A 24,978-nucleotide genomic window follows, 5' to 3' on the forward strand; every position below is an offset into this window, starting at 1 on the left:
GACTCAGAAATCCTGACTTTCAATATGGGCACGTTTATTGCGTAAGTGTCTCATATTATTTTAAATATTTAATTGAAAATTGAAGATTTAATTTAACTTTCAGTTATTTTTGTAATCCAAAACAATGTAAGGCATCTTATGAAGATTAAGGACGCGGAGATTATTTCGTTGATGCAGAATCCACGGACCCAGGATAAAGGAGTCCGGGCCTTGATGGATGCCTATCAAAGCAGATTGTACTGGCACATAAGAAGAATTATTGTGGACGGAGATCTTGCACAGGATACTTTGCAGGAAACTTTTATTAAAGCTTATCAAAATTTTCATCAGTTCAAAAATGATAGCCAGTTGTATACCTGGTTGTACAGAATTGCAACCAATGAAGCATTGCAGCAGGTGAACAAAATGAAGAAAATGCAGAAAACCGATGAAGATCCGGAGTATCACATGCAGAATCTTGTAGCTGACAATACGGAAGGAGATGCTGAAGAAATACAGATTTTGCTGCAGAACGCTATACAAAGCCTGCCTGAAAAGCAGAAACTGGTATTTATGATGCGGTATTATGATGATTTACCCTACGAAGAAATATCAAAAATTGTAGATATGTCAGTAGGAACTTTGAAAACCAATTATCATTATGCCAAACAAAAAATAGAAGATTATATTAAAGAAAATTACGAAAGATAATTTTTGACCCAACAAAGATGAAAGAGTTCGACATAGAAAAATTAGAGCGTAAGAACATTTACACAGTTCCTGATAATATGTTTGAAAGTATTCAGGAGAACGTTATGAATGATATAAAGACAAGTAAAAAAGCACCTGTCTTTAAGCTGAACTGGATGTATGCTGCAGCGGCATCTCTGGCTTTGATCTTTGGAGCAACTTATGTTTTCAATTCGGATAATGATTCTGCTCAGAAAGGATTCAATTCTGAAACAGCATATGCTGCCAATACCAAAGAACCCAAAACAGAAGGTGAGCTTGCTTACGAAACTTTAAAATCTGATTTAACTTCTGTTGAAAATAATAATCAAACAGTTGAAAATCAAAATAGTAATGATGATTATGCTTATAAAAGTGTAAGCGAATCTGAAAAAACAATTGATACACCAAAACCGGTGAAAGCCGTGAAGAAAAAAGAAGAAACACGAATAAATGAATATCTGGATTCGTTTTCTAACTCTGAAATTGCAGAGTTAGCAAGTAATTCGACTCAGGACGTTTATTTGGATATTTATAATTAAAAGAAAATGAAAAAGATATTATTGACGTTTTTGATTATTTATGGCTTTGGATTAAATGCCCAAAGAACTGATTACGACTGGAAAAAGATGGACCCTAAGCAAAGGAAAGAAGTCATCAATAATCTTTCTCCGGAAGAGAGAAAAGAGCTCCTGAAGAAATTCAGGAACAACATGATTATGGATAATCTGAATGTCGATCCGGGAGATAAGGCCGAATTTACACAATTGTACAACGAATATCTGGATAGCCAGAAGCAAATAAAAAGTCAGTTTAACTCAAGCTTTGATCCTGAGACTCTTACAGATGAGGAAGCAAAAGCTAAATTGCAGCAAAGCTTTGAAGTAGGACAAAAACTGTTGGATAACAGAAAAAAATATGCAGAAAAAATGCAGCAGGTAATTCCCTGCCAGAAAGTTCTGAAGCTGTTTCAATCCGAGAAAATGATGAAGGATAAAATGGATGAAAGAAACCCTCACGGAAATCATGATGCTTCGGGACCTAAACAAAACCCATAATAGTTTATTTTTTTAATGTTGGACGGCTCTTACAGAATTTTCTGTGAGAGCCGTTTAATTATTTATCAAAATTTTTAATTTTGCTGAAAAACAAATATGAAAAAAAGACTGTTATTTTTCCTTTTCCCTATATTTATTTCTGCTCAAAAATATCAATTTATAGAGCTCAGAAAAAATATAAAAGATAAAAATCATACTGCCGAATCTCTTACATTACTTGACAGAAGAGAGGATAAATTCATTGGAATTGTATCTCATAGAAAAGACCCCTATGAAGTAAAATTTGAAAAGGATGATCTGGAAAAATTATTTTCAGACTGGTTTATAGAATATAATAAAGAGCGTGGAAGTAATCAATATTTCTTTATGCTGGAGCATTTAAAAGTTGAAGATATACCAACGGAAAGATCAATTAAGGGGCATTTGGAGATGCGGATAGCAACTTTTCTTAAAAAAAATAATCAATATTATTTTCTTAAAAAAAATAGAATTTCAAAAGATTATCAACAGAAAGATCACGCTTATATTACAAGAGCAATAGCTGCCAGTATATCAGCAGAATTTTCTAATATAATAAAGGATTCTTACGATATAAAAGAATTGAATATTCCAATTTCTGAGACGGATATGGAAAATTATGAAAAGGTAATATCTGAAAAATTGCCAATTTTTAGTTCAGTGTCTTTTGCAGATGGTGTTTATAAAGATTATGAATCATTTGCAATGCAAAAGCCGGATAAAGAGCTTATGGTTCGAAAGAATAAAGACGGGGTAATTAAAGGAGTGAAAAGAGTTGATGATTATGATAATTTAAACAGAGAAGTTTTTGCAGTTGTTGATAATGGACTTGCCTATAAAAAAACACCCACCAGTCTCATTGAAATTGAAAAAGATAATAATGGTTTCTTTATAATGGCATCCGAAGAGGAGTTATTTCCACAGAATAATACAATGACTATTGCAGGAGCAGCGTCCTTTGGTATAATAGGAGGTATAATAGGTGCTGTAATAGATGTTGCTTCTTCAAAAGCCCGCAAACAGAATGCAAAGTATTATAGAGTGGGAATTGATGCGCTCACAGGGGAGTATATTCTACCAGAAAATTTTGGTAGATCAAAGTAAAAATAATTCCGTTTTTGGATTTTGAATACCATTTTTCCATTCAAATTTTCATTGATAAAATAAGTAGCCGAAAGAGTTTTAATTTAATATTTTTAAGTTGAATGATAAGTTAATTTATGCTTCTAAATTATGTGTGATAAATTCACTTTCATTTTCTTATCTTTGCAAATTACAAGATTCTTAAATGAAAAACATACGAAATTTTTGCATAATCGCTCATATCGACCACGGTAAAAGTACCCTGGCAGACCGTCTATTGGAGTACACGAATACGGTTACCCAAAGAGAACTTCAGTCTCAGACGCTTGATGATATGGATTTGGAGAAAGAACGTGGGATTACCATCAAGTCACACGCCATCCAGATGGATTATGAGTATAAAGGAGAAAAATATATTCTAAACCTTATTGATACACCGGGACACGTTGACTTTTCTTACGAAGTATCCCGTTCTATTGCGGCCTGTGAAGGTGCTCTTCTTATCGTAGATGCTGCACAGAGTATTCAGGCACAAACCATCAGTAACCTTTATTTGGCATTGGAAAATGATTTAACAATTATTCCTATTCTGAATAAAATTGACCTTCCGTCTGCCAATCCTGAAGAAGTAACCGATGAGATTATGAACCTTATCGGATGTGAATATGAAGATGTATTGAGAGTTTCCGGGAAAACAGGAGAAGGTGTTCATCATCTTCTGGAGCAGATCGTAGAAAGAATTCCTGCACCGGTAGGAAATCCTGACGGACCACTTCAAGCTTTGATTTTTGACTCGGTATACAACCCATTCAGAGGAATTGAAGCCTATTTCAAAGTAGTGAACGGAAGCATTTCTAAAAATGAGAAGATTAAATTTTTCGCAACCGGAAAAGAATATGGAGCTGATGAGGTAGGTACACTAAAACTGAAGCAGGTTCCAAAGAAAACAATTCAATGTGGAGATGTAGGATATCTGGTTTCAGGGATTAAAGATGCCCGTGAAGTAAAAGTAGGAGATACCATTACTTCTTTTGAAAAACCAGCTGATGGACCGATTGACGGATTTGAGGAAGTAAAGCCAATGGTATTTGCCGGTATTTACCCAATTGATTCTGAGGATTTTGAAGAGCTTAGATTCTCCCTTGAAAAATTAAGACTGAATGATGCTTCTCTGGTTTTCGAACCAGAAAGTTCTGCTGCTCTTGGTTTTGGTTTCCGTTGCGGATTCTTAGGAATGCTTCACATGGAAATTGTTCAGGAACGTCTTGACAGAGAGTTCAATATGAACGTGATCACTACGGTACCGAACGTATCTTATTTTGGATATACTAAAAAAGAACCTGAAGTTCCGATTCTGATCAACAACCCATCAGAAATGATGGATCCTTCAACGATGGATAGAGTAGAAGAACCTTTCATCAAAGCTTCAATCATTACAAAATCTGATTTCGTTGGAGCAGTAATGACTTTGTGTATTGAAAAGAGAGGTGAGATCGTTAACCAGAGTTATTTAACATCAGAAAGAGTGGAATTGATTTTCAACATGCCTCTTGCTGAAGTTGTATTCGATTTCTATGACAGATTAAAATCAATCTCTAAAGGATATGCTTCGTTTGATTATCACCCGATCGGATTCAGAGCTTCCAAGCTTGTAAAAATGGATATCCTGATCAATGGTGATATGGTAGATGCATTGTCTTCATTGATTCACGATTCTAATGCTTATTACATTGGTAAAAGAATGTGTGAAAAGCTTCGTGAGCTGATTCCTAGACAACAGTTTGATATTGCTGTTCAGGCGGCATTAGGAACTAAAGTAATCGCAAGAGAAACGATTAAAGCCTTAAGAAAAGACGTTACCGCAAAATGTTACGGTGGGGATATTTCCAGAAAGCGTAAGCTATTGGAAAAGCAGAAAGAAGGTAAGAAAAAAATGAAGCAGATTGGTAGAGTAGAAGTACCACAGTCAGCATTCATGGCCGTATTAAAACTGAATGACTAATTCATTATAAAATAAAAACCGCTTCAGACGAAGCGGTTTTTTTGTTTTATTTTTTACGGGTATACTTTATTTCCATTGTTTTGTACTCTTTTCCGGTTTTGGAATCAGGACCATACATTTCCAGCTTTTGATTGTTATCATCTACAAATGTGAAAACCTCCCTGAAATCACAATCTTTCCCAGGTCTTGAAGGATCCGTCATTTTTCCCTTAAATTCAACCGATTTTGTGGAAGCATTCCAATCTCCTTCGCTATGCATTATCCCGGTTCCCATATTGTCTATCCATGTGCTGACAAACTTCTTCTTTGCGTTGTCATATCCTACAATGCTCATCCCTTCAAAAGGCATTCCCATAAAGTTGCCTTTGTGGTTCGTGATCTGATAACGTCCGCCATACATCATTTTGTTGGTAGCTTCGGATTTACTTACCATAGGTTTTCCTCCATTTTCCATCCACATTGTCGTTTCTCCGGTCCAGTTCCCATCAGATTTGGCTAGCATTTTCTGCATTTCTCCCGGAGTGGCATACTCTGTCCAGTTTTTCATAGCCGTTGCGGAATCTACAGGTTTCCATTCAGAATTTGCTGCAGTAGAATCTGTTTTGTCAGAACTATTGGCCGCTGTTGTTTTTCCTTTCTCACATGCTGTTAATAAAAAAGCAACGGTGAGAATTGTTAATACATTTTTCATAATAATTTAGTTTTAAGATGGTTAGAATAATAACTTAAAGATAGGAACTTTTATTATAACCGAAATTGTTTTTTAATTTGAGCATAAATCGTAGCTTTGTGTATTCGTAACGCAAATAAATTTATGGAGTCTCCAAAAAAATTACAGGATATAAAAGTGGCCGTAGATGCCGTTATTTTCGGATATTTTGATAAAAAAGATCTTCAGATCCTTCTGATTAAAAGAAATATTGAACCTTTTAAAGGCGGCTGGGCGCTGCCGGGAGGACTTGTGCTTGATGATGAAAGCGTAGATGATGCCGTAAAAAGAGAACTCTATGAAGAGGCAGGCATAAAGCCCGATTTTCTGGAACAACTCTACACCTTTGGTAATCTGGGCCGCGATCCGAGAAACAGGGTGGTTTCTATAGCTTATCTGGGGCTTGTGAACCCATCGTATCATGAACTGTTCGCAGATTCTGATGCCGAAGATGCACAATGGTTTAGTATTAACAAACTTCCTTCAGTGGCATTTGACCACAAAACAATCATTGAGACTGCGTTAAAAAGGCTTCGTACGAAAATTCAATACCAGCCGATCGGCTTCAATCTTCTCAATGAAGAATTCCCTTTTTCAGACCTTGAAAACCTTTATAAAACAATTGTGGGACAGGAAATTGACAGAAGAAATTTCCGTAAGAAAATCATGAGCTACGGACTGCTGAATGAAACCAATAACGTTAAAAAAGAAGGCAGTGGCAGACCCGGAAAACTTTTTACCTTCAATAAGGAAAAGTATAAAGAGCTTGAAGAACAGGGTTTTTATTTTGAAATTAAATAGATTTCTAAACACAAACTTCACAAATGTTTTGCACAAATATCCACTAATATTTATGCATTTTTGAAGCAATAGTATAAAATATCAATTGAAAACATTCAATAGGAACGGGCTTCAGCCCGTTTTTTATGATCAATTCCATCGGCTTTAGCCTAAATATCTTAAAGATTTGTACCATTTGTGATAAAAATTGGCCTCCTTCGTGTTTTATAAAATTAAATTTTTATATCTGAAAATCAATTAATTATATTTATTAGCGTAAAATTAACACAAATAAATTTGGTGCAAAGACTGATATTATTTTAAATTTGTGTCAAAATAACGCAATCATGAAATACACCATACAAAATATTACAGAACGTTTTCAGAAGAAAGAAAGAATTAAATTTCTCTTTTTCTGGGGGCATACGGCAAAAGATATGGTAACCAAATCATGCTTTAGCCAATGGTTTCCCGGAAAATTTGAAGAAAACGGGATCATATATAAAACGGCAGAACATTATATGATGGCCGGAAAAGCAAGATTATTTAATGATCCTGAAACCGAAGAAGAGATCTTAAAGGCGGCTACTCCTAACCAGGCAAAAGCTTTAGGACGAAAAGTAAAAAACTTTGATCCTAAACTTTGGAATGAACATAAATATGAAATTGTAACCCGGGGAAACCTTTTAAAATTCTCTCAAAATCAGAAATTTAAAGAATTTCTCTTGTCAACCGGAGATAAGACCTTGGTAGAAGCAAGTCCGTATGACAGAATCTGGGGTATCGGAATGCTGGAAACCGATAGCAGAGCAGAAAACCCTTTGCTTTGGAACGGAGAAAACCTTTTAGGATTTGCTTTGATGGAAGTGAGAGATCAATTAAGAAAGTAAAAACAACACCAACACAAAATAGGAATCATGGAAAAAATAGAACTGCACCCACAGATATTTCTGATTGAAGATTTTCTGACTGAAACCGAATGTGATCATTATATCAATCTTTCGCAGGAAAAAGTTTTTGAAGAAGCAAAAATCAATGTATTTGGACATCAGCAAATGAATAAAGGAGTCAGAAATAATGACCGGCTGATAATCTTTGATGAAACAATAGCTGAAGATCTGTTTAAAAAAGCATCCGGATTTCTACCTCAGGAACACGATGGATATCAGATTCTTAACTTCAATGAAATGCTCAGAGTGTATCGGTATGCACCTGGACAACAGTTTAAAATGCACAGGGATGGAAGCTATATCCGAAATGAAAGAGAGAAAAGTTTTTACACTTTTATGATTTACCTGAATGATGATTTTGAAGGTGGTGAAACAGAATTTGAAAACCTTTTTACTGTAGCACCAAAGAAAGGAACAGCCCTTATTTTTCATCACCCTTTGAGACATGAAGGAAAAACTTTGATTAGTGAAATAAAGTATGTTTTAAGAACGGATATCATGTATTCCAGAGATTAACCATTCTTAAAAAAGAAAGGCATTGCTATGTCTTGTTTAATTAGCGTAAAATGAACACAAAATAAAAATTATGGAAAATGAATTAAAACCCAGATTTATCGAGTCATTACAAAGAAATAATGATCAGATCAGAGAAGAACGTGCAAAGATCATCGGAGCAGATTCCGAACTGATCTACAGACGCAGAGTGGAAGATATCGAATTAAAAATCAAAAGACTCGAGCGTGAGCAGGAAGGGCTTATTGATATCAGTCCACTAGACAGGAACAGTCTGACTTTTGCGGATTTTAATCCGGAAGCATTTGTTCAGAAAGACATGGAATTATCATTAACAATCAGAAATCTGAATATTCAGCTTGAAGTAACCCAAAAGAGATTTGAATATTTATTTGGAAAAACACTATAGTCATGGGAAGTACAAGATACGATTTAGACGCTCGTTATGACAGAGCAAGAAAAGCAGGGTACGGAACCAAATCCGCAGGTGAAATTTTCACCCAGAATGCCAAAAGAATGGCCCACGAATCCATGAATCCTCACGGAATTTCTTTCAGAGAATCCAGAGATTCAGAAGTTCATCCCAACTCAGTTCCTATTATTTTAGGACTGGATGTTACAGGAAGTATGGGGCATATTCCTCATGAGCTGATCAGAGATGGATTGCCTAAACTGATGGGAGGAATTATTCAGGGAGGAGTTCCTGATGCGGCTTTACTCTTTCTTGGAATCGGAGATCATGAATGTGACGGTTATCCGCTTCAGGTGGGACAGTTTGAGTCCGGAGATGCAGAACTGGATATGTGGCTTACCCGCACTTATATTGAGTCTGGTGGAGGAGGAAATGCCGGAGAAAGCTATTTGTTAGCATGGTATTTCGCTGCTTTCCATACCAGAACGGATGCCTTTGAAAAAAGAAAACAAAAAGGATTGCTGTTTACCGTGGGAGACGAACCTTGTTTAAAGACACTTCCTGCTTCCGCAATCAGAGAAATTATGGGAAAAGGACAGCAAACCTATACTCATCTCGAGTTGCTCGAAGAAGTAAAGAAGAAATACGAAGTATACCATATCAGTGTTTTGCATTCAGATCAGGCACTCAGAGCAGACAGAGGATGGAGAGAATTGTTAGGACAAAATTGTATCTCCATAGAAGATCACAGGGAAATTCCGAATGTTATTAAAGGAATCATCTGCGATAGATTTAAAAACCCAACCTTTGGAACAACAGGAACAGAAGGTTTGGATCAATTTAAAATGCTTTAAAACAGAGCTATTGCCATCAGCAGAATTAGAAACACAAATGAAGATGGCAAAGCTTTTAAAAAATAAAAAGGATATGAAAAAGGCGCAAATCGTAATAGGATTAGGTTTTGGTGATGAAGGAAAAGGGATCACTACAGATTTTCTGGCTTCTCAAAATCCTGAGGCGGTGGTAATCCGGTTTTCAGGAGGCCAGCAGGCCGCCCATACGGTAATGATTGATGATAGAAAGCATGTACATTCAAGCTTTGCAAGCGGATCTCTTCGCGGATTGCCTTCTTATTTTACAGAACATTGTACTGTTCATCCGGTTTTTCTGCTCAATGAGAGAGAAGAATTAAAAACAAAGAACGGAAATATTGAACTTCATATTCATCCATTGGCAAAGGTTACGACTCCTTTTGACGTATGGCAGAACAGAACCAATGCAAGAAATCTGGAACACGGAACCTGTGGAAAAGGAATAGGAGCCACCATGAAAAGACACGAAAGTCCTTATAAACTCTTTGCCATAGACCTGATTGCACCTCGAGAAATGCTAATGGAAAAATTAAAAGGAATCGCCTATTATTACGGCTTTGTAGATGAAAAAGAAGTTGATGAACTTTTACACCCTTTTTTAGAAGCTGTTGACAGCATTGATTGGAAAATAAATGATTATACCTGGCTTGCTTCATTCAATCATCTTATTTTTGAAGGAAGCCAGGGTATTTTACTCGATATGGATCATGGTGTTTTTCCTAATGTGACCTATGCTCATACCACTTCAAAAAATGCCTGCGAAATCTGTAAGCTTTTAAAAATTGAAAACATTGAGATGTATTATGTCACCAGAAGCTATTCAACCCGTCACGGAAATGGCTGGATGAGCAATGAAAAAGAAATGAACCTGAGAAATAATGAGGAAGAAACCTGTACATTTAACGAATACCAAAAGGAGTTGAGAACAGGAGAAATAGATTATAACCTTTTGAATTATACCTTAAAACTGGATGGAGCCTATGTATTTCCAAGTAAAAAGAATCTTGTCATTACCTGTCTGGATCAGATTGATGAGAAATTTAAGGTAGAAAATCTTAATATGGATTTTGATGCTGTTTACGGATCGTATTCTCCTTATTCAAAAGATTTTAAGCAGATTTTTATCCCAATGAATGAAGCAGCCAAATGGTAAAAACATTAATTTTATAATGATAGAAACAATAACCATGAAAATAATACAATATGTAAAAGGAGATGCTACCCGTCCCAATGCCGAAGGAAATATAATAATTGCTCATATCTGCAATGATATAGGAGGCTGGGGAAAAGGTTTTGTACTGGCTGTTTCCAAAAGATGGGAAGCACCGGAAAAAGAATATAGAAACTGGCACCGCTTAAGAAGTAAAAACAATTTTGCATTAGGAGAAATTCAATTGGTTCAGGTTGAAAAATATATTTATATAGCCAATATAATTGGGCAAAAAGGAATAAAAACCGGAAGTAACGGAGTTCCTGTTCGATATGATGCTATTGAAAAAGCTTTGGAAAAACTTTCTGATGAAGCTTTGCAGCTCAATGCAAGTATTCATATGCCGAGAATCGGATGTGGATTGGCAGGAGGAAAATGGGAAGAGATAGAACCTATTATTGAAAGAACACTGCTTGCAAAGAATGTGGAGGTGTATGTGTATGACTTTGAATAAATGAACAAGCAATGAAAGAATTTGAAATAAGAGCAGATTATAAAAATGATACTCTCATCGTTTACCAGGCTTATAATAAAGCCATTGCACAATCAGCCATGGAGCATCAGAAATTTACCGCTCCGTTTTCATTCAACAGGATGACCTGGATAAAGCCTTCTTTTCTTTGGATGATGGAACGCAGTAACTATGGACAGAAATCCAATCAGGAGTGTACTCTGGCAATACATATTAAAAGAGAAGCCTGGGAGAAGGCTTTGAGCAAAGCGATTCTTACTTCACCAGAAAAAAGAGTCTATCCCGATCCCCGAAGTTGGGGAAAAGATTTTGAAAATGCAGAGATTTATGTGCAGTGGGATCCTGAAAGGAATATTAAAGGGACAAAACTGAATTACCGCTCTATCCAGGTCGGGATTAGCCGATCGTTAATTGAGGAATTCAATGAAGAATGGATTGTAAAAATAGAGGATTATACTCCTTTGGTTAAGAAAATCCTGAATCTTACCAAATCGGGAGAATTTGACAAGGCAAAGAAACTGCTGCCTGTAGAAAAAAACTATCCTCTGTCAAAAGAACTAGCTCACAGAATTGGAGCTACAATGTAATAAAATAAACGAAATATTATAATGACAAATAAAGGAATGGCAAAAGATACACTAGATCTCCTTGCCAAAAAATATTATATCAACGAATATAACGAGAAAATAAATATAGAAAACGAGCTGGAAATCAGTAAAAAAGAAACCACTCTTTTCACTCCGGAACAGCTTTCAGAAATGGCAGAAGCCTCAATGCCGGAAACTACTTTTGAAACACAGTTTGAAACAAGAAATTGCAGTTCTTTAAAAGCAATTTTAGAATTGGCTGAAGAAGAAAACCAGGAAAAACTCATGTGTCTGAACTTCGCTTCGGCAAAAAATCCCGGAGGTGGCTTTATCAATGGTGCGGAGGCACAGGAAGAAAGCCTGGCAAGAACTTCCGGATTGCATGAAAGTCTGCTCCAGGCCTGGGATTATTACACAATTCATCGCGCAATGGAATCCTGTTTTTATACAGATACAATGATTTACAGCCCGAAAGTTCCTGTTTTCAGGAAAGATAAAGGAGAGTTGCTGCCAAAACCGGTTCTGTGTAATTTCATCACCTCTCCGGCAGTCAATGCAGGAGTGGTAAAACGTCAGGAACCTGAAAGAGAAAATGAAATTTTACCTGCCATGTATGTCAGAATGGATAAAATGCTTTCGTTGGCTTTACATGAAGGAAATGAGGTGCTGATTTTAGGGGCATGGGGCTGTGGAGTGTTTAGAAATGATCCAAAAGAAATTGCAGGATTATTTAAAAAACATCTTCATGGGAAGTATAAAAATAAATTTAAAAGAGTGGTTTTTGCAGTGCTTACCAAGAAAGAAGAAATGTTGAAACCGTTTGAGGAAGTTATTTCCTAATAGAAAAATAAAAGAATTATCATGAAAGTTTACAAATATAGGTCAATAGAGGAAGATATCTTTAAAAGAGATTTCGAAACTATAAGTAACAATTCTTTTTACTCATCAAACTATAGCATGTTAAATGATCCGTTTGATATTTATTTTAATGAAGAAATATCTCAAGTTATAGATCTTTTGAAAACATTGTTTCCACATAGTGAATTGGACAACCTCGAAAAACAATTTCGGGAAGTTTTAAATTTTAAAGAAGAGATTGGAGTTTATTGTTTAAGCACGGATTTTTTGAATGAACAATTATGGGCCTATTATGCTAGTTCATATTTTGGATATTGTATAGAATATGACTTAGACAAATTAGTTGATAAAGGACAAAATTTTGATTTTCAATATCAATTTGAAATTGATTATAAAGATAATATTCCAATTTTGGGAATTGATGATCTTATAAATTTGCAAGATGGTTTTATAAGAAAAATGTTTGCTACTAAAAAATCTGCATGGCATCATGAAAAAGAAATTCGCTTAATCTTTGATAAATATGGGATGAAAAAAATTCATCGATCATCTATCACAGGAATTTATTTTGGAGTTAAAACACCAGAGAAAATCAAGCAAGAATTTTATAAACTTTTCGAAAATGATGATGTAAGATTTTATGAGGTTTTTCCTTCAAATTTTGAATTAGATTTTAAAATGGTGCATGAAACCAAAAGGAAATTAAAGCATAATATAAATAAGTTTGATTTTGAAATATTGAAACATCGAATTAATGTATCACATGAATCATATTATGTTTTTTACAAGGGTAGCAAAAATGAATTAGACATAAAAGAATTTATTTTGGCATTTAGAGAAGCTTTTTTTATTAAAGAGAATAATAGTCTTTATATTTTTGATAATAAAGAGGTAGAATCACTAATAGATGTTTACCCTAAAAATGCTGAACAGTATATTAATTATGCTGATTCAATTATAACTGTTTGTGATGATTGGGAAGAGGCTAATATTAATAATCCTTATAAAGACTTTTATTACAACGAAATTATAAGCAAAAGATGAAAAAACTAACCATATTAAGCGGTGCCGGAATCAGTGCCGAAAGCGGAATAAAAACCTTCAGAGACGGAGACGGTCTTTGGGAAAATCATAATGTAACGGATGTGGCAAGTCCGGAAGGATGGAGAAAAGACAGAGCTCTGGTGCTGGAATTTTACAACCAGAGAAGACGCCAGCTGCATGAAGTACAACCCAACGAAGCGCATCACTTACTGGCCGAGCTGGAAAAACATTTCGATGTTCAGATTATTACCCAGAATATTGATGACCTTCACGAAAGAGCTGGATCTACCAATATCCTTCATATTCATGGAGAACTGTTCAAATCATGCTCATGCAACAATAAAAACCTGATTTATGACCAAAAAGAGGACATCAATATCGGTGATAAAGCAGAAGATGGGGCGCAATTAAGACCTTTTATCGTTTGGTTTGGAGAAGATGTTCCTTTATATCAAACGGCAAGAGAAATTGTGAAAGAATCTGATATTCTGCTGGTAATCGGAACTTCTTTGCAGGTGTATCCTGCAGCAGGATTGATTCATGATATTAAAGATGACTGTCTTTTAATCGTTATCAATCCTAATGAAACAGGATTTGGATACGGACAGAGGGCTGTTGTCATGAAAGAAACTGCAACCCAGGGAATGAAATTATTGTTCGATAAACTGGTAAACCTTGCCTGATGGAAAATAAAGTAAAAGCAGGAATTATGGGCGTTTGCATAGGAGACGCTCTTGGTGTTCCTGTAGAATTTAGGAGTAGAGAACAACTTAAGCGTTCTCCTGTTACTAAAATGCGCGCTTTGGGGACCCATCACCAGCCTGCAGGAACATGGAGTGATGATGGTTCTTTGACATTATGTCTTGCAGACAGTTTATGTAATGGATATGATCTCGAAAATATGGCTCTGAAGTTTTTGCAATGGTATAATGCAGAAATTTGGACCCCTCATGGATGGGTTTTTGATATAGGTATTGCAACTTCACAAGCAATTTATAGAATTGGAAAAGGTGTTTCTCCTACTTTGTGCGGTGGCAATTCGGAATTTGATAATGGAAATGGCTCTTTAATGCGGATCATGCCATTATTATTTTACATTAAAGATTTTCCTATTGAGAAACGCTTTGATATTATAAAAGAAGTTTCTTCTATTACACATGGACATATCCGCGCAATTTTAGCCTGTTTTATTTATTTGGAATTTGCTTTAGAAATTCTAAAAGGAAAAGATAAATGGGAGACATATAGGATAATGCAGAAAACAGTTCGGGAATTTTTGGATTATAATCCTATTTGTTCACAAAACGAAATGGATAAATTCCATAGGATTTTAGAATTAAAAGTAGGAGAATATGATTTGGCTCCTTTGCATACCTTGCAGGAGAAGGAAATAAGTTCTTCTGGCTATGTCCTTCACAGCCTGGAAGCTTCTCTATGGTGTTTTTTAAACTCAGAAAGCTATGCAGAAGCCGTTTTGAAAGCCGTCAACCTCGGAGAGGACACCGATACAACAGGAGCTATCACAGGAGGAATTGCCGGAATTTATTATGGATATGAAAATATTCCTGAAGAATGGATTGCTGAGCTGGTGAGAAAGGATGATATTGAAGCATTGTGTGAGAAGTTAAACCAAAAATTAATGAATTAAAACACAACCATGAACGAAATAGAAAAGAAAAAAATAAGTAAATTTTTAAGCCTGATCCTACGCCATCAGCCAGAAAGCATTGGACTTATGCTGGATGAAAACGGATGGGCAGATATAGAAGAGCTGAGAGCAAAATCAGCAAAGAAAAGGATATATTTTACTCCTGAAGAACTGGATGAGGTAGTAGAAACCAATAATAAGAAACGCTTTGCCTTTAACGAAGATAAAACGAAGATCAGAGCAAGTCAGGGACATTCTATTGATATCGATCTGGCTTTGGAAGCAAAACAGCCTCCTGAATTTCTTTATCATGGCACAGCAGAAGGTAATATTTCTTCAATTTTAGACAAAGGAATAGAAAAAAGAACCCGTCAGCATGTACACTTAAGCGCTGATAAAGAGACTGCTGCAAAGGTTGGGATGAGACATGGCAAACCCGTGATTCTTACCATCAGAACCGGAACAATGCATCAGGATGGATTATCTTTCTATCAGTCTGCAAACGGAGTTTGGCTCACCGATTTTGTAGATGCAAAATACATTTCTAAGTAAAATGAAAAGAACATTAGTAATAGGAGATATTCACGGAGGATTTAAAGCTTTGCAGCAGGTTCTTGAAAGAGCAGAAGTCACAGAAAATGATCAATTGATTTTCCTGGGAGATTATGTGGACGGCTGGAGTGAGTCTGCACAAATTATTCAGTTTTTAATGGATCTTTCCCAAAAACAGGAATGTATCTTCATCAAAGGAAACCATGATGCATGGTGTGAAGACTGGCTGTCATTGGGACAAAAACCTGATGTATGGCTTTTCAACGGCGGAAAAAGTACTGTAGAAAGCTATGCTGATTATCTCCCGGAAGATCTGGATCTTCACCTGGAATTCTTTCAAAGGATGAAAAACTATCATATTGATGATCAGAACCGACTGTTTATTCATGCCGGATATGCTTCCATGCACGGCCCCGAAAGAGAAGTCTACTCCAGTAATTATCGGTGGGACCGAACCCTTTGGGAAACCGCTGTAGCAATGGACAAAAAACTGGAAAAGAATTCAGCGTTGTATCCCAAAAGACTGCTTTTATATAAAGAAATATTCATCGGGCATACCCCCACTCTTGATATTGGCGTTACAACGCCGGCCAATAAAGCTAACGTCTGGAATATGGATACCGGTGCTGCCTATACCGGATCTTTATCCATCATGGATATCGATTCCAAAGAATTCTGGCAAAGCGATCCGCTTCCTTCCTTATATCCAAATGAAAAAGGAAGAAACTGATGAATTATATTCAAATAAATTATAGATCACAAATAAACCTCACAGATGTTCAAAACCTGTGGGGTTTCTATTTTATTAAAATATTTTTATCATTTTTCTATTTAAGATTTTAATGATTCGCTCTTTCATAAAAGATGATTAATTTTAAAGCCTGAAAATATCACTTCAATGAAACTGAAATATCTTTTATTCATCCTGAGTTCTACCTTGTTTTTTGCTCAAAAATCATTTCAGACCCCTTTTGAAAAAGGAAATGGTAACCAGACCGTTACCTATGATGAAATGAATAGTTATTACCAGGATCTGGCTAAGAATTTTAATACCATTCAGTATCTTAAAAAGGGGGAAGATGATAATGGAAAGCCTATTTATGTAGTGGTTTATAACCCTTTTCCTGAAAAAGACCTTGAAAAATTAAGAAAAGATAAAGCAATTCTCTTTGTCAACAATGGGATTCACCCGGGAGAACCGGACGGAATAGATGCTACCATGATGCTGATGAGAGATCTTGCCACAAAAAAGATTAAAACTCCACAAAATTTTATCATCGCTGCTATTTCCGCTTATAATGTGAGTGGAATGCTGAACAGAGGTTCTTACTCCAGAGCCAATCAAAACGGACCTGAGCAGTATGGTTTCAGAGGAAATACAAGGAATTATGACCTGAACAGAGATTTCATTAAGACCGATTCAAAAAATGCCAGAAGCTTTCAGGAGATATACCAATGGTTAAAACCAGATGTTTTTATTGATAACCATGTCAGCAACGGCGCTGATTATCAATACACATTCACCTATATTTCTACTTTTAAAGAACGTCTTGGAAATACTCTGGGGACTTATTTCTATAATGATTATCAGGCCAAAAATCTTGGAGATATGAAGAAACTGGGCTATGAAAGTACACCTTATGTAAATATTCATGGTGATGTTCCAGAAGTAGGCTTTGCTTCATTTGAAGACTCTCCGAGATACTCCACAGGCTATACATCACTATTCAATTCCTTAGGAACCGTTCCTGAAACCCATATGCTGAAGCCTTATGATAAAAGAGTAGATGCTACTTACAAATATATGCTGGTCAACCTTCAGAATTTAGATAAAGAGTATCGTACTATAAAACAGCTCCGCATTGAAAACTTAAAACAATATCAGGCGGGTAAACAATATGGCATCCGTTGGAAAATAGACTCCACAAAGTTCTCTACTATGGATTTTAAAGGCTACGAAGGAAAATACAAACCCAGTGAAATTTCCGGAAAACCAAGGCTGTATTATGACAGAAACAAACCCTTTACAAAGAATATAAAACTCTTTACTACCGCTGTACCAACAGGATATATTTCCATTCCGAAATATTATGTTATTCCGCAATCGCAGTACCGTGTGATAGAAGAATTCAGAAGAAATAATATTCAGATGAAACCCATTCAGAAAGACAGTACTTTAACGGTTGAATCTTATAAAATTAAAGATTTTAAGACCGTTAAAAATCCTTATGAAGGTCATTATCTGCATTTTGAAACCACAGTGGACGCTTCAAAAAAGAATATAATGTTTTCAGCCGGAGACTATCTGGTTTCTACCAATCAGCCTGGGGTGAAATATGTTATAGAAACCCTTGAACCTGAGGCATTAGACTCTTTTTTTAACTGGAATTTCTTTGATGGAATTTTAGCCCAGAAAGAATACTATTCTGCCTATATTTTTGAAGATACGGCTGCTGAACTGCTGAAAAAAGACCAAAAACTGAAAGAAGCCTTTGAAGCAGCAAAAGCATCTGATAAAAAACTCTCTGAAGATGGAGATGCACAATTAGATTGGGTGTACAGACATTCTCCATACTTTGAAGAAAAGACTTTCAGACAATATCCTGTTTATAGGGTATTGTAGGGAATTCCTCATAAAAAGTCAGGTTATTTTATTTTTTTATAGTGATTTGTTAATCAGTATGTTAGTTTTTTTATTAAATTAGTATTCAAAACAAAACACTATGAAACAAATTTATCAATTCGTAACATTGCTGTGCTTTGTACCAATAGGTCTGCTGGCACAATATTCTCAAAGTTTTGATTCGGCAACAATGCCTGCCGATTGGACGGTAATTAATGGAGGAGATCCCGGAACCTGGGAAACCTGGACTTCCTATGATTCTTCATTCAATGCGCCTCATTCAGGAACGCATTTTCTTGGATTGGAATATGGCAGTACTGCCCATGATGATTATGTCGTTAGTCCTGCTATAGTAGTGACTGCAGGAGTATCAGATAAGCTTACTTTCTGGGCAAGAAACAGGGGAGCCGGGCTTGCAGAGACGGTGGATGTAAAAATATCAACAACAACTCCTACCGTTGCAGGGCTTACCAATACGCTTGCTGCTGCAGTAAAGCCTCCTACTTCATGGAATCAGTATACGTATGATCTGACCCCTTATGTTGGACAAACCATTTACATTGCTTTTCATTCCACTACAGACGATATCTGGTTTATCGGAATAGATGATTTTCAGATTTCAGCAAACAGTCTATCGGTTTCTGATGTAAAAGCGGATAGCAGCCGGGCCTCTATCTATCCAAATCCGGTAAAAGATATCTTATCCATCAAAAATAAAACGAAGATATCTGAAATCAATATCTATGATTTTAATGGAAAACTGGTGAAGAAAGAAATGATGAGCTCAGAAAACGGAACGGTAAACGTAAGTGAACTGGCTGCAGGAAATTATATAGTAAAGGTCAAAGATAGAGAGACTGAAAAAGGCTATAAAATTATTAAGAAATAACATTTTTATAATAGAATAAAAAAGACGTTTCATCTGAAACGTCTTTTTATTTATCTTGGTAAACCTCTTTTTAAAGCAATTTCTGCCCTTTCAATGGCAAGCTTTTCTTTCCAGTCCATGTATTTACTCTTAAACTGTGACTTCATAACATCGTCAAATTTACGCTGTACAGTAAGATTCCATAAAGAATGAGCTTTTACTGCCCATGATTTGTCCCAGGCTCTTAAAGAAATAGAGAAGCTTCCATCCAGATATTTCATCCAGTGCCACCATCCCGTAGGCATAAATAAAGTATCTCCGTGCTCAAGGTAACATTCAATTCCTTCTACACCATCCAGCGCCGGAAACTTTGTGAAGTCTGGATTTTCAATATCATAGTCTTCTAATGCATAGGTTGCGTAAGGAATCTGATAAAGTCTTTCTCTCCATTTATAATCGAAAAGAAGAATATGTTTTCTTCCGTTGAAATGAGTATGGAAAATATGCGCCATATCAATATCAAAATGAAGGAATGTTTCAGATCCTTTTCCACCGAAGAACATATTGGGATATTTATCAAGAAACCCTCCCATGAGTTCTTTGGGCGAAATATAATCTTCCAAAAGTTTTGGTGCGAATTTTATAGGGTCAAAAAGGAATATTCTGAGATCAGTAGGTTCCCGCTGAATGAGATCTATATAATCTCCGAATTTCATTTTTGCAGCAGAAGAATTGATGGGAGCTGAAGGATCTGCTTTTGAGCTGTCATATAAAGGAACCTCTACATCTCCTACTACCTCCTTCATGTATTCCATCGTCCATTTTTGGTAAGCAGGCCACTTTTTTGCCATATTTTTGATGACAACGGGCCTTCTTGGCTTCAGATATTTTTCGTAGAATTCCTCTTTGGAAATTTCATCTACAACATCTATAGGCTTTAAAATAATTCCCATTTTAGTAAATTTATGTGACAAAATTATTAAATAAATGTTAACGATCCTCCTGTTTAATTTTTTTTTAATCTATGATTCAAATCAGATTTTACTATTTGGAATAGTTAAAAATATTATTTTTTTAGTTAATTGATTAAATTGTTCTTTTTTATTGCCAAAATAGAGTCGATCTGACCTTATATTACATCAATGATCTAAAATAGGGCAAGGTTTGAATAACAATTTTATTATTGCTTAATATAGAATATTTATTTAATGTATTGTTTTTTTTAACAAATCATAAAATCGTAAATTTTAAAAAAGAAATTATGAAATAAATAAAAGTAATTTTTAATATAATTTATCTATAATGTTTTTATTTAAATACAAAGAAATCAAGGATTATTTTTGTTAATTATAGTTAATAATTTAAAAGAAACTACAATTAGTTTTTTGATAGTTGTAAAAAACAAAATTATAACTATGTTTGTAGTGATAAAAGATTTAACTTTTAGATATAAAAGCCATCTTTATAAAAGTGTAACAAAAAACTACAATGATTAACTAATTGAGCAAATAATAAGTATGAAAAAAAATATTTCCTTATTTCTGATGCTTTTCTTTACGGTGCTCACTTTTGCACAGAAGACCGTTTCGGGAAAGATTACTGATGATGACGGGGTAGCAATACCAAGTGCCAGTGTTACTGTAGAAGAACCAGGTAAAGATGCTATTTTGGCTTATGGAATTACCAATTCTAAAGGGGAATACAAGGTGACCTTCACTTCTGGTGAGGCCAATGTGGATCTAAAAGTAAAAGCATTCAATCAGAAACCTCTCACAAAGCAAATCAGTAACAGCGATCAGACGTTGAATTTTAAAATGCAGTCTGAAGCTACAGAAATTAAAGAAGTCCAGCTGAAAACAAAAATGATTACAGCCAGAGGCGATACCATTTCATATGACCTTAAAGCGTTCAATTCCAAAAATGATAGAACTCTTGCTGATGTTATGAAAAAAATTCCCGGAATTGAAGTAAACAATGATGGAACAATTCTATATCAGGGAAATGCTATTAATAAATTCTATGTCAACGGGAAAGACCTGATGGAAGGCGGTTATGGAACAATTAATAATTCCCTTCCCAAAGATGCTGTACAGAAAGTAGAAGTACTGGAAAATCACCAACCGGTAAAAATCCTGCAGGATAAAGTTCCTTCAGATCAGGCAGCCATCAATATTAAACTGAAAAACTCCGTAACCATGACAGGTAGAGGAGAAGTAGGAACCGGTTTCGGAGATTCCTGGCTTTGGAATGTAAAACTGACCCCTATGTTCTTTGGGCAGAAAAGCCAATGGGTAGTCAATTACAAAACCAATAACATGGGCGAGCAGGTGGAAAATGAGGGAAATATTCTGGCATTTGGAAATAGATTTGAAGGAAAAAGAATCAATGCCTCTCAAAATGACTGGCTGAATGTAGAAAATGCAAGCACACCTAATCTTCCGGTGAAAAGATATCTGATGAATAATGTCCATTATTTATCAGCCAACTACCTTACCAATATTGATAAGAAAAAAGAATGGGAACTTAAAGCTAACGCAAACTATACCAATAATGCTGTAGATAGAGAATCTTATAGCCAAACTGATTATTTTGCAACATCTAATCAGCCCGCTTCAAGAGTTACTCAGAATATTTTCAATAATTTTTATACTGATAAAGCAAAAGGGGAATTGATTTTCACTAAAAATGCAAAGAAAGGATTCTTTAAAAATACCACAAGCTTCTCTCAATATTGGAATGCAGATCGTGGTATTGTAGATAGAACAGATGGAAACAACAGCCGACATGGGGAGGAGGCTATAGAATCTCCCACTACTTCATTTCAGAACTCTTTGAGTACCATTATACCATGGAAAGAAAAAATGGTGAATGTTCAGTCTTATATTAATTATCAGACAGATAGACAGACATTGGAGGTTTCACCCGCTTCTTATTTGCAGATCCCTGGCTTCAATACAACAGTGGCAACAGATATTGTAAGACAAAATATGAGACTTAAAACTTTTGAAGCTAATCATTCTGCCAATTTAGGTTTTTCAGCTAAAGGATGGACTTTTACTCCAGAAGTAGGATTTAATTTTAAAACTACAGATTTGACAACAGACCTTTCAAATCTTCAGAATAGTAGTTTTCCAAGACCAAATGAAGCTTATAATAATGATTTGAAATACACTACGGCAACTCCATATGGAAGCTTAGGAGTAAATTATAAAAGTGAATCATGGATGATCTATGCCAATCTTCCAGTGAACTCAAACAATATTAAAGCCGAAGATCCATTAAGACTTGTTTCAAAATCAGTAAATAAGCTAACTTTTGAACCTAATATTTTTGCTCAATATTCATTTGCTTCATTCTGGAAAGCTTCATTAACAGGAAATATCAGTAATAATTTTGGGGAAGTAAACACGGCATATTCAGGATTTTTAATGACTTCACCTAATGGGATTAATGCAATGGATGCTTCTAACCCAATTCCTCAAAACAATACAAAATCTGGAGGAACACGAATAGAATATAGAAACCCCTTAAACAACTTGTTCTTTAATCTTAATTACAGATTATCTGATGTTAAAAGAAACCTTATTTCTTCTCCGATAAGAAATGAAGCAGGATATACAACAGTGAAATATCTGGAACAGGATAATCACACAAAAAATAATGGATTTAGTGGAGAAGTAGGAAAGTATTTCCCAAAATTTAAAACAAATGCTTCAGTAAGCTATAGTAACAATACTTCAACATCAGATGCTTATCAGAATGATAAATCTTATGAAAGCAAAAATAATTCTCAATCAGTAGGATTTAAATTCAATAATACTTATTTCAGTTGGATGAGTGTTGATTATAATTTTACTATTTCAAGAACAAAACAAACCAATACAAGTGCAACACCTGAATTGAATAATATAAACTCAAGAAATGGATTTAATCATAACTTAGGTGTATTTTTCTATCCATTGGAAAATCATACCATCGGATTCAATTGGGATCAGGTAAACAGTAGTGCCGGAACTCAGAAATATAATAATGGATTCTATGATTTGTCTTATCAGTTCACCTGGGCAAAGAAGAAGATAGATTTCGAATTAAAATGGATGAATATCGCGAACAAAAAAGTTTTTGAAACGTATGATATCAATGCACAAAGTATTTCTTACACAAGAATTCAGCTCCGTCCTAGCCAAGTCATGTTTACTGTAAAATTCAATTTTAAATAATAAGAAAACCAATCCGTCAGGATTGGTTTTTTTGTTGAGATATAATGATATTAAAATTAAAAGCTTTGCTGGTCAGCCGAAGGCCCATAGCTTCCCGGCAAAGGAATGTTGTTCAGTCTGTAATACACACCCAATTGTGCTCTGTGATGGGTAATCTGATTTAAAGCATGTCGGATCGCCCCATACTTACTCCAGCTTGCCAGTTCATGGCCGTCATTTTTAATAGTCCAGCTGGGATTCAGGTCATCTTCAGTACTGTTTTCCAATGCAGTTTTTGCTGACTGATAATCATCCTCCAGTTTTTTCATAAGATCTTCTTTTGTAGAAAGAACTGTCGGTTTGTAATCGCCTTTACCAAAATCCAGTTCAGAAGTTTTCAAAATAGTGTTCGGCCATTCAAAAACTTCTACGAGATGGGTGGCAAGAGGCATCATTTTCATGCTTTTTTCATGGGGAGCAAAATCATTTTTCCCTTCAGGAAACAATTCAATAAACTTTTTTGTGGTTTTAAATTCTCCTTCCAGTTCGGATTTTAATTGAGATAATGTGTCCATAATATTTTGTTTTTTAGAAACTTAAAGGTAAGCGTTTTAAAAATGAAACTGTTTTAAGAGAATCATAAATCTTTTCCTAAAAAATAAAATTCAAAAAAACTGTAACAAAAGAAGATATGTGATTACTAATTATATAAACTTGCTACAATGAAAAAGTTATTCTCCATATTTCTTATTGCTCTTTTTGCGTTTGCAGGAGCTCAGGAATCAAAGGAAACGGCTAACCGTTTCTTTTATGAACTGACTTTTAAACCGAAGAAAGATTCGGCAAAACTTGATAAGATTATTACCATTCTTGATATTACTCCAAAGAAATCTATCTATCAGGATTATACAATGCCAGCTCAGGATTCTATCATTAAAATTAAGATAGAAGAAATGGAGAAAACCAAGTCTTTCAAGGATATGACCAAACTGATAAAATGGCCTAAATTCTCCTATAAAATTATTAAAAGCTATCCGGACATGAAGGTTCAGTATGTAGACAGAATCAGCAGAAATCTGTTCTCATACGAAGACGAACCGAAACTGCAGTGGAGTATTTTACCTGATAAAGAAAAGGTAGGTGCATACAATGCCCAGAAAGCAACTACAGAATTCGGAGGAAGAAAATGGACGGCATGGTTCAGTTCAGACATCCCTTTTCAGGATGGACCGTATAAATTTAAAGGACTTCCTGGTCTGATTGTAAAGATTGAAGACGCGGATAAAAACTATTCATGGCAGTTGAGCGGAAATAAGAAAATCGAAAACTATGATGAATTATCATATGCAGATAAAATCAATGCTAAGATGGGAATGATGAGCAATACAATAACACCTACATCCAAAGATAAATTCTTGAAATCCTATGAAGGATATAAAGCAGATCCGTTTGCAGAATCAAGACCTTATATGACGGCAGAGAACATGAGCAGACCTATGCCGGGAACAGATGGAACAGTAGGAGACTTCATGAAAAGATTGGAAAAACAGGTGAAAGATTTTTTCGGATCCAATGATAACCCCATAGAAAAAGAACAAACTTCTGATAAGAAGAAAAAATAAGCATTCATATCAACTAAATTATATTTTGAATCAACCCAGATACAGCAATGTGTTTGGGTTGATTTCTTTTTGTTGAAAATGTTCTATGCTTTGTAGAAAATTATTGAAAATAAGCTCTATTTTGAACTGATACTTTAGAAAATATACTTGTTTTTAAAATTTAATAAACAAAAATTTGATTTTATTATTT

Annotated in this window: 26 protein-coding genes; 23 read left to right on the forward strand and 3 right to left on the reverse strand. The window is 35.2% G+C overall.

Features of this window, described 5'->3' with window-relative positions:
• Nucleotides 1-138: 138 nt before the first annotated feature.
• The 5 genes from FN817_RS08085 (at nt 139) to lepA (ending at nt 4,869) form a co-directional block, all read left to right on the forward strand.
• Nucleotides 139-690 carry an RNA polymerase sigma factor gene (locus FN817_RS08085; protein WP_142717485.1) on the forward strand — a complete coding sequence of 184 codons (552 nt, stop codon included), beginning with the start codon at nt 139-141 and terminating at the stop codon, nt 688-690.
• 17 nt (nt 691-707) lie between these two features.
• A complete protein-coding gene (locus tag FN817_RS08090) occupies nt 708-1,250 on the forward strand; it encodes a hypothetical protein (RefSeq protein ID WP_142717486.1) in 543 nt (180 codons plus the stop codon).
• Between the two features lie 6 nt (nt 1,251-1,256).
• On the forward strand, nt 1,257-1,766 hold the full coding sequence (locus FN817_RS08095) for a hypothetical protein (RefSeq protein ID WP_047422024.1): 510 nt from the start codon (nt 1,257-1,259) through the stop codon (nt 1,764-1,766).
• A 96-nt stretch (nt 1,767-1,862) separates the two neighbouring features.
• Nucleotides 1,863-2,888, forward strand: coding sequence for a hypothetical protein (locus FN817_RS08100; protein WP_142717487.1), 1,026 nt, complete (start codon nt 1,863-1,865; stop codon nt 2,886-2,888).
• Nucleotides 2,889-3,072: 184 nt separating this feature from the next.
• Complete coding sequence (lepA, locus tag FN817_RS08105; protein ID WP_047422022.1) at nt 3,073-4,869, forward strand: translation elongation factor 4; 1,797 nt, start codon at nt 3,073-3,075, stop codon at nt 4,867-4,869.
• 46 nt (nt 4,870-4,915) lie between these two features.
• Here the strand turns inward: lepA and FN817_RS08110 are convergent, their stop codons facing one another.
• Nucleotides 4,916-5,560: a DUF1579 domain-containing protein gene (locus tag FN817_RS08110; protein WP_142717488.1), complete on the reverse strand. Its 645-nt coding sequence runs from the start codon at nt 5,558-5,560 to the stop codon at nt 4,916-4,918.
• A 123-nt stretch (nt 5,561-5,683) separates the two neighbouring features.
• Here FN817_RS08110 and FN817_RS08115 point away from each other — a divergent pair, with 123 nt between their 5' ends.
• The 16 genes from FN817_RS08115 (at nt 5,684) to FN817_RS08190 (ending at nt 18,988) form a co-directional block, all read left to right on the forward strand.
• Nucleotides 5,684-6,379 carry an NUDIX hydrolase gene (locus FN817_RS08115; protein ID WP_047380037.1) on the forward strand — a complete coding sequence of 232 codons (696 nt, stop codon included), beginning with the start codon at nt 5,684-5,686 and terminating at the stop codon, nt 6,377-6,379.
• 326 nt (nt 6,380-6,705) lie between these two features.
• Nucleotides 6,706-7,248, forward strand: coding sequence for an NADAR family protein (locus FN817_RS08120; RefSeq protein ID WP_142717489.1), 543 nt, complete (start codon nt 6,706-6,708; stop codon nt 7,246-7,248).
• Nucleotides 7,249-7,275: 27 nt separating this feature from the next.
• The gene (locus FN817_RS08125) at nt 7,276-7,824 is read left to right on the forward strand and encodes a 2OG-Fe(II) oxygenase (protein ID WP_142717490.1); all 549 of its coding nucleotides are present in this window, start codon (nt 7,276-7,278) and stop codon (nt 7,822-7,824) included.
• A gap of 70 nt (nt 7,825-7,894) precedes the next feature.
• Nucleotides 7,895-8,230 (forward strand): hypothetical protein, encoded by a 336-nt coding sequence (locus tag FN817_RS08130; RefSeq protein ID WP_142717491.1) that lies wholly within the window; start codon nt 7,895-7,897, stop codon nt 8,228-8,230.
• A 2-nt stretch (nt 8,231-8,232) separates the two neighbouring features.
• A complete protein-coding gene (locus FN817_RS08135) occupies nt 8,233-9,087 on the forward strand; it encodes a hypothetical protein (protein ID WP_142717492.1) in 855 nt (284 codons plus the stop codon).
• Nucleotides 9,088-9,160: 73 nt separating this feature from the next.
• Nucleotides 9,161-10,258, forward strand: a complete 1,098-nt coding sequence (locus FN817_RS08140) for an adenylosuccinate synthetase (protein ID WP_142717493.1) — start codon at nt 9,161-9,163, stop codon at nt 10,256-10,258.
• A gap of 40 nt (nt 10,259-10,298) precedes the next feature.
• The gene (locus tag FN817_RS08145) at nt 10,299-10,769 is read left to right on the forward strand and encodes a macro domain-containing protein (protein ID WP_228451507.1); all 471 of its coding nucleotides are present in this window, start codon (nt 10,299-10,301) and stop codon (nt 10,767-10,769) included.
• 11 nt (nt 10,770-10,780) lie between these two features.
• The gene (locus FN817_RS08150) at nt 10,781-11,374 is read left to right on the forward strand and encodes a DUF4291 domain-containing protein (RefSeq protein WP_142717495.1); all 594 of its coding nucleotides are present in this window, start codon (nt 10,781-10,783) and stop codon (nt 11,372-11,374) included.
• Nucleotides 11,375-11,395: 21 nt separating this feature from the next.
• The gene (locus tag FN817_RS08155; RefSeq protein WP_142717496.1) at nt 11,396-12,214 is read left to right on the forward strand and encodes a TIGR02452 family protein; all 819 of its coding nucleotides are present in this window, start codon (nt 11,396-11,398) and stop codon (nt 12,212-12,214) included.
• A 21-nt stretch (nt 12,215-12,235) separates the two neighbouring features.
• The gene (locus FN817_RS08160; protein ID WP_142717497.1) at nt 12,236-13,276 is read left to right on the forward strand and encodes a DUF2971 domain-containing protein; all 1,041 of its coding nucleotides are present in this window, start codon (nt 12,236-12,238) and stop codon (nt 13,274-13,276) included.
• Nucleotides 13,273-13,959: an SIR2 family NAD-dependent protein deacylase gene (locus FN817_RS08165; RefSeq protein ID WP_142717498.1), complete on the forward strand. Its 687-nt coding sequence runs from the start codon at nt 13,273-13,275 to the stop codon at nt 13,957-13,959. Before FN817_RS08160 ends, FN817_RS08165 begins: the two co-directional genes overlap by 4 nt.
• Nucleotides 13,959-14,924 (forward strand): ADP-ribosylglycohydrolase family protein, encoded by a 966-nt coding sequence (locus FN817_RS08170; RefSeq protein WP_142717499.1) that lies wholly within the window; start codon nt 13,959-13,961, stop codon nt 14,922-14,924. The genes FN817_RS08165 and FN817_RS08170 overlap by 1 nt, the downstream gene beginning before the upstream one ends.
• Before the next feature lie 9 nt (nt 14,925-14,933).
• Nucleotides 14,934-15,476 (forward strand): RNA 2'-phosphotransferase, encoded by a 543-nt coding sequence (locus tag FN817_RS08175; RefSeq protein ID WP_142717500.1) that lies wholly within the window; start codon nt 14,934-14,936, stop codon nt 15,474-15,476.
• 1 nt (nt 15,477) lies between these two features.
• On the forward strand, nt 15,478-16,206 hold the full coding sequence (locus FN817_RS08180; protein ID WP_142717501.1) for a metallophosphoesterase family protein: 729 nt from the start codon (nt 15,478-15,480) through the stop codon (nt 16,204-16,206).
• A 168-nt stretch (nt 16,207-16,374) separates the two neighbouring features.
• The gene (locus tag FN817_RS08185; protein WP_142717502.1) at nt 16,375-18,099 is read left to right on the forward strand and encodes a M14 family metallopeptidase; all 1,725 of its coding nucleotides are present in this window, start codon (nt 16,375-16,377) and stop codon (nt 18,097-18,099) included.
• Between the two features lie 100 nt (nt 18,100-18,199).
• Nucleotides 18,200-18,988, forward strand: a complete 789-nt coding sequence (locus FN817_RS08190) for a T9SS-dependent choice-of-anchor J family protein (RefSeq protein ID WP_142717503.1) — start codon at nt 18,200-18,202, stop codon at nt 18,986-18,988.
• A gap of 50 nt (nt 18,989-19,038) precedes the next feature.
• On the opposite strand, the gene FN817_RS08195 is transcribed toward FN817_RS08190, so the two are convergent.
• Complete coding sequence (locus FN817_RS08195) at nt 19,039-19,920, reverse strand: cupin-like domain-containing protein (RefSeq protein ID WP_142717504.1); 882 nt, start codon at nt 19,918-19,920, stop codon at nt 19,039-19,041.
• 564 nt (nt 19,921-20,484) lie between these two features.
• Here FN817_RS08195 and FN817_RS08200 point away from each other — a divergent pair.
• Complete coding sequence (locus tag FN817_RS08200; RefSeq protein WP_142717505.1) at nt 20,485-23,187, forward strand: Plug and carboxypeptidase regulatory-like domain-containing protein; 2,703 nt, start codon at nt 20,485-20,487, stop codon at nt 23,185-23,187.
• Between the two features lie 56 nt (nt 23,188-23,243).
• Here FN817_RS08200 and FN817_RS08205 read toward each other — a convergent pair whose 3' ends face one another.
• Nucleotides 23,244-23,741, reverse strand: coding sequence for a DinB family protein (locus tag FN817_RS08205; RefSeq protein ID WP_047421998.1), 498 nt, complete (start codon nt 23,739-23,741; stop codon nt 23,244-23,246).
• Nucleotides 23,742-23,888: 147 nt separating this feature from the next.
• Between FN817_RS08205 and FN817_RS08210 the strand changes: the two genes are divergently transcribed.
• On the forward strand, nt 23,889-24,788 hold the full coding sequence (locus tag FN817_RS08210; protein WP_142717506.1) for a GLPGLI family protein: 900 nt from the start codon (nt 23,889-23,891) through the stop codon (nt 24,786-24,788).
• The last annotated feature ends 190 nt before the right edge of the window (nt 24,789-24,978 follow it).

The organism is Chryseobacterium rhizoplanae, from assembly GCF_900182655.1.
Lineage (GTDB): Bacteria > Bacteroidota > Bacteroidia > Flavobacteriales > Weeksellaceae > Chryseobacterium > Chryseobacterium rhizoplanae.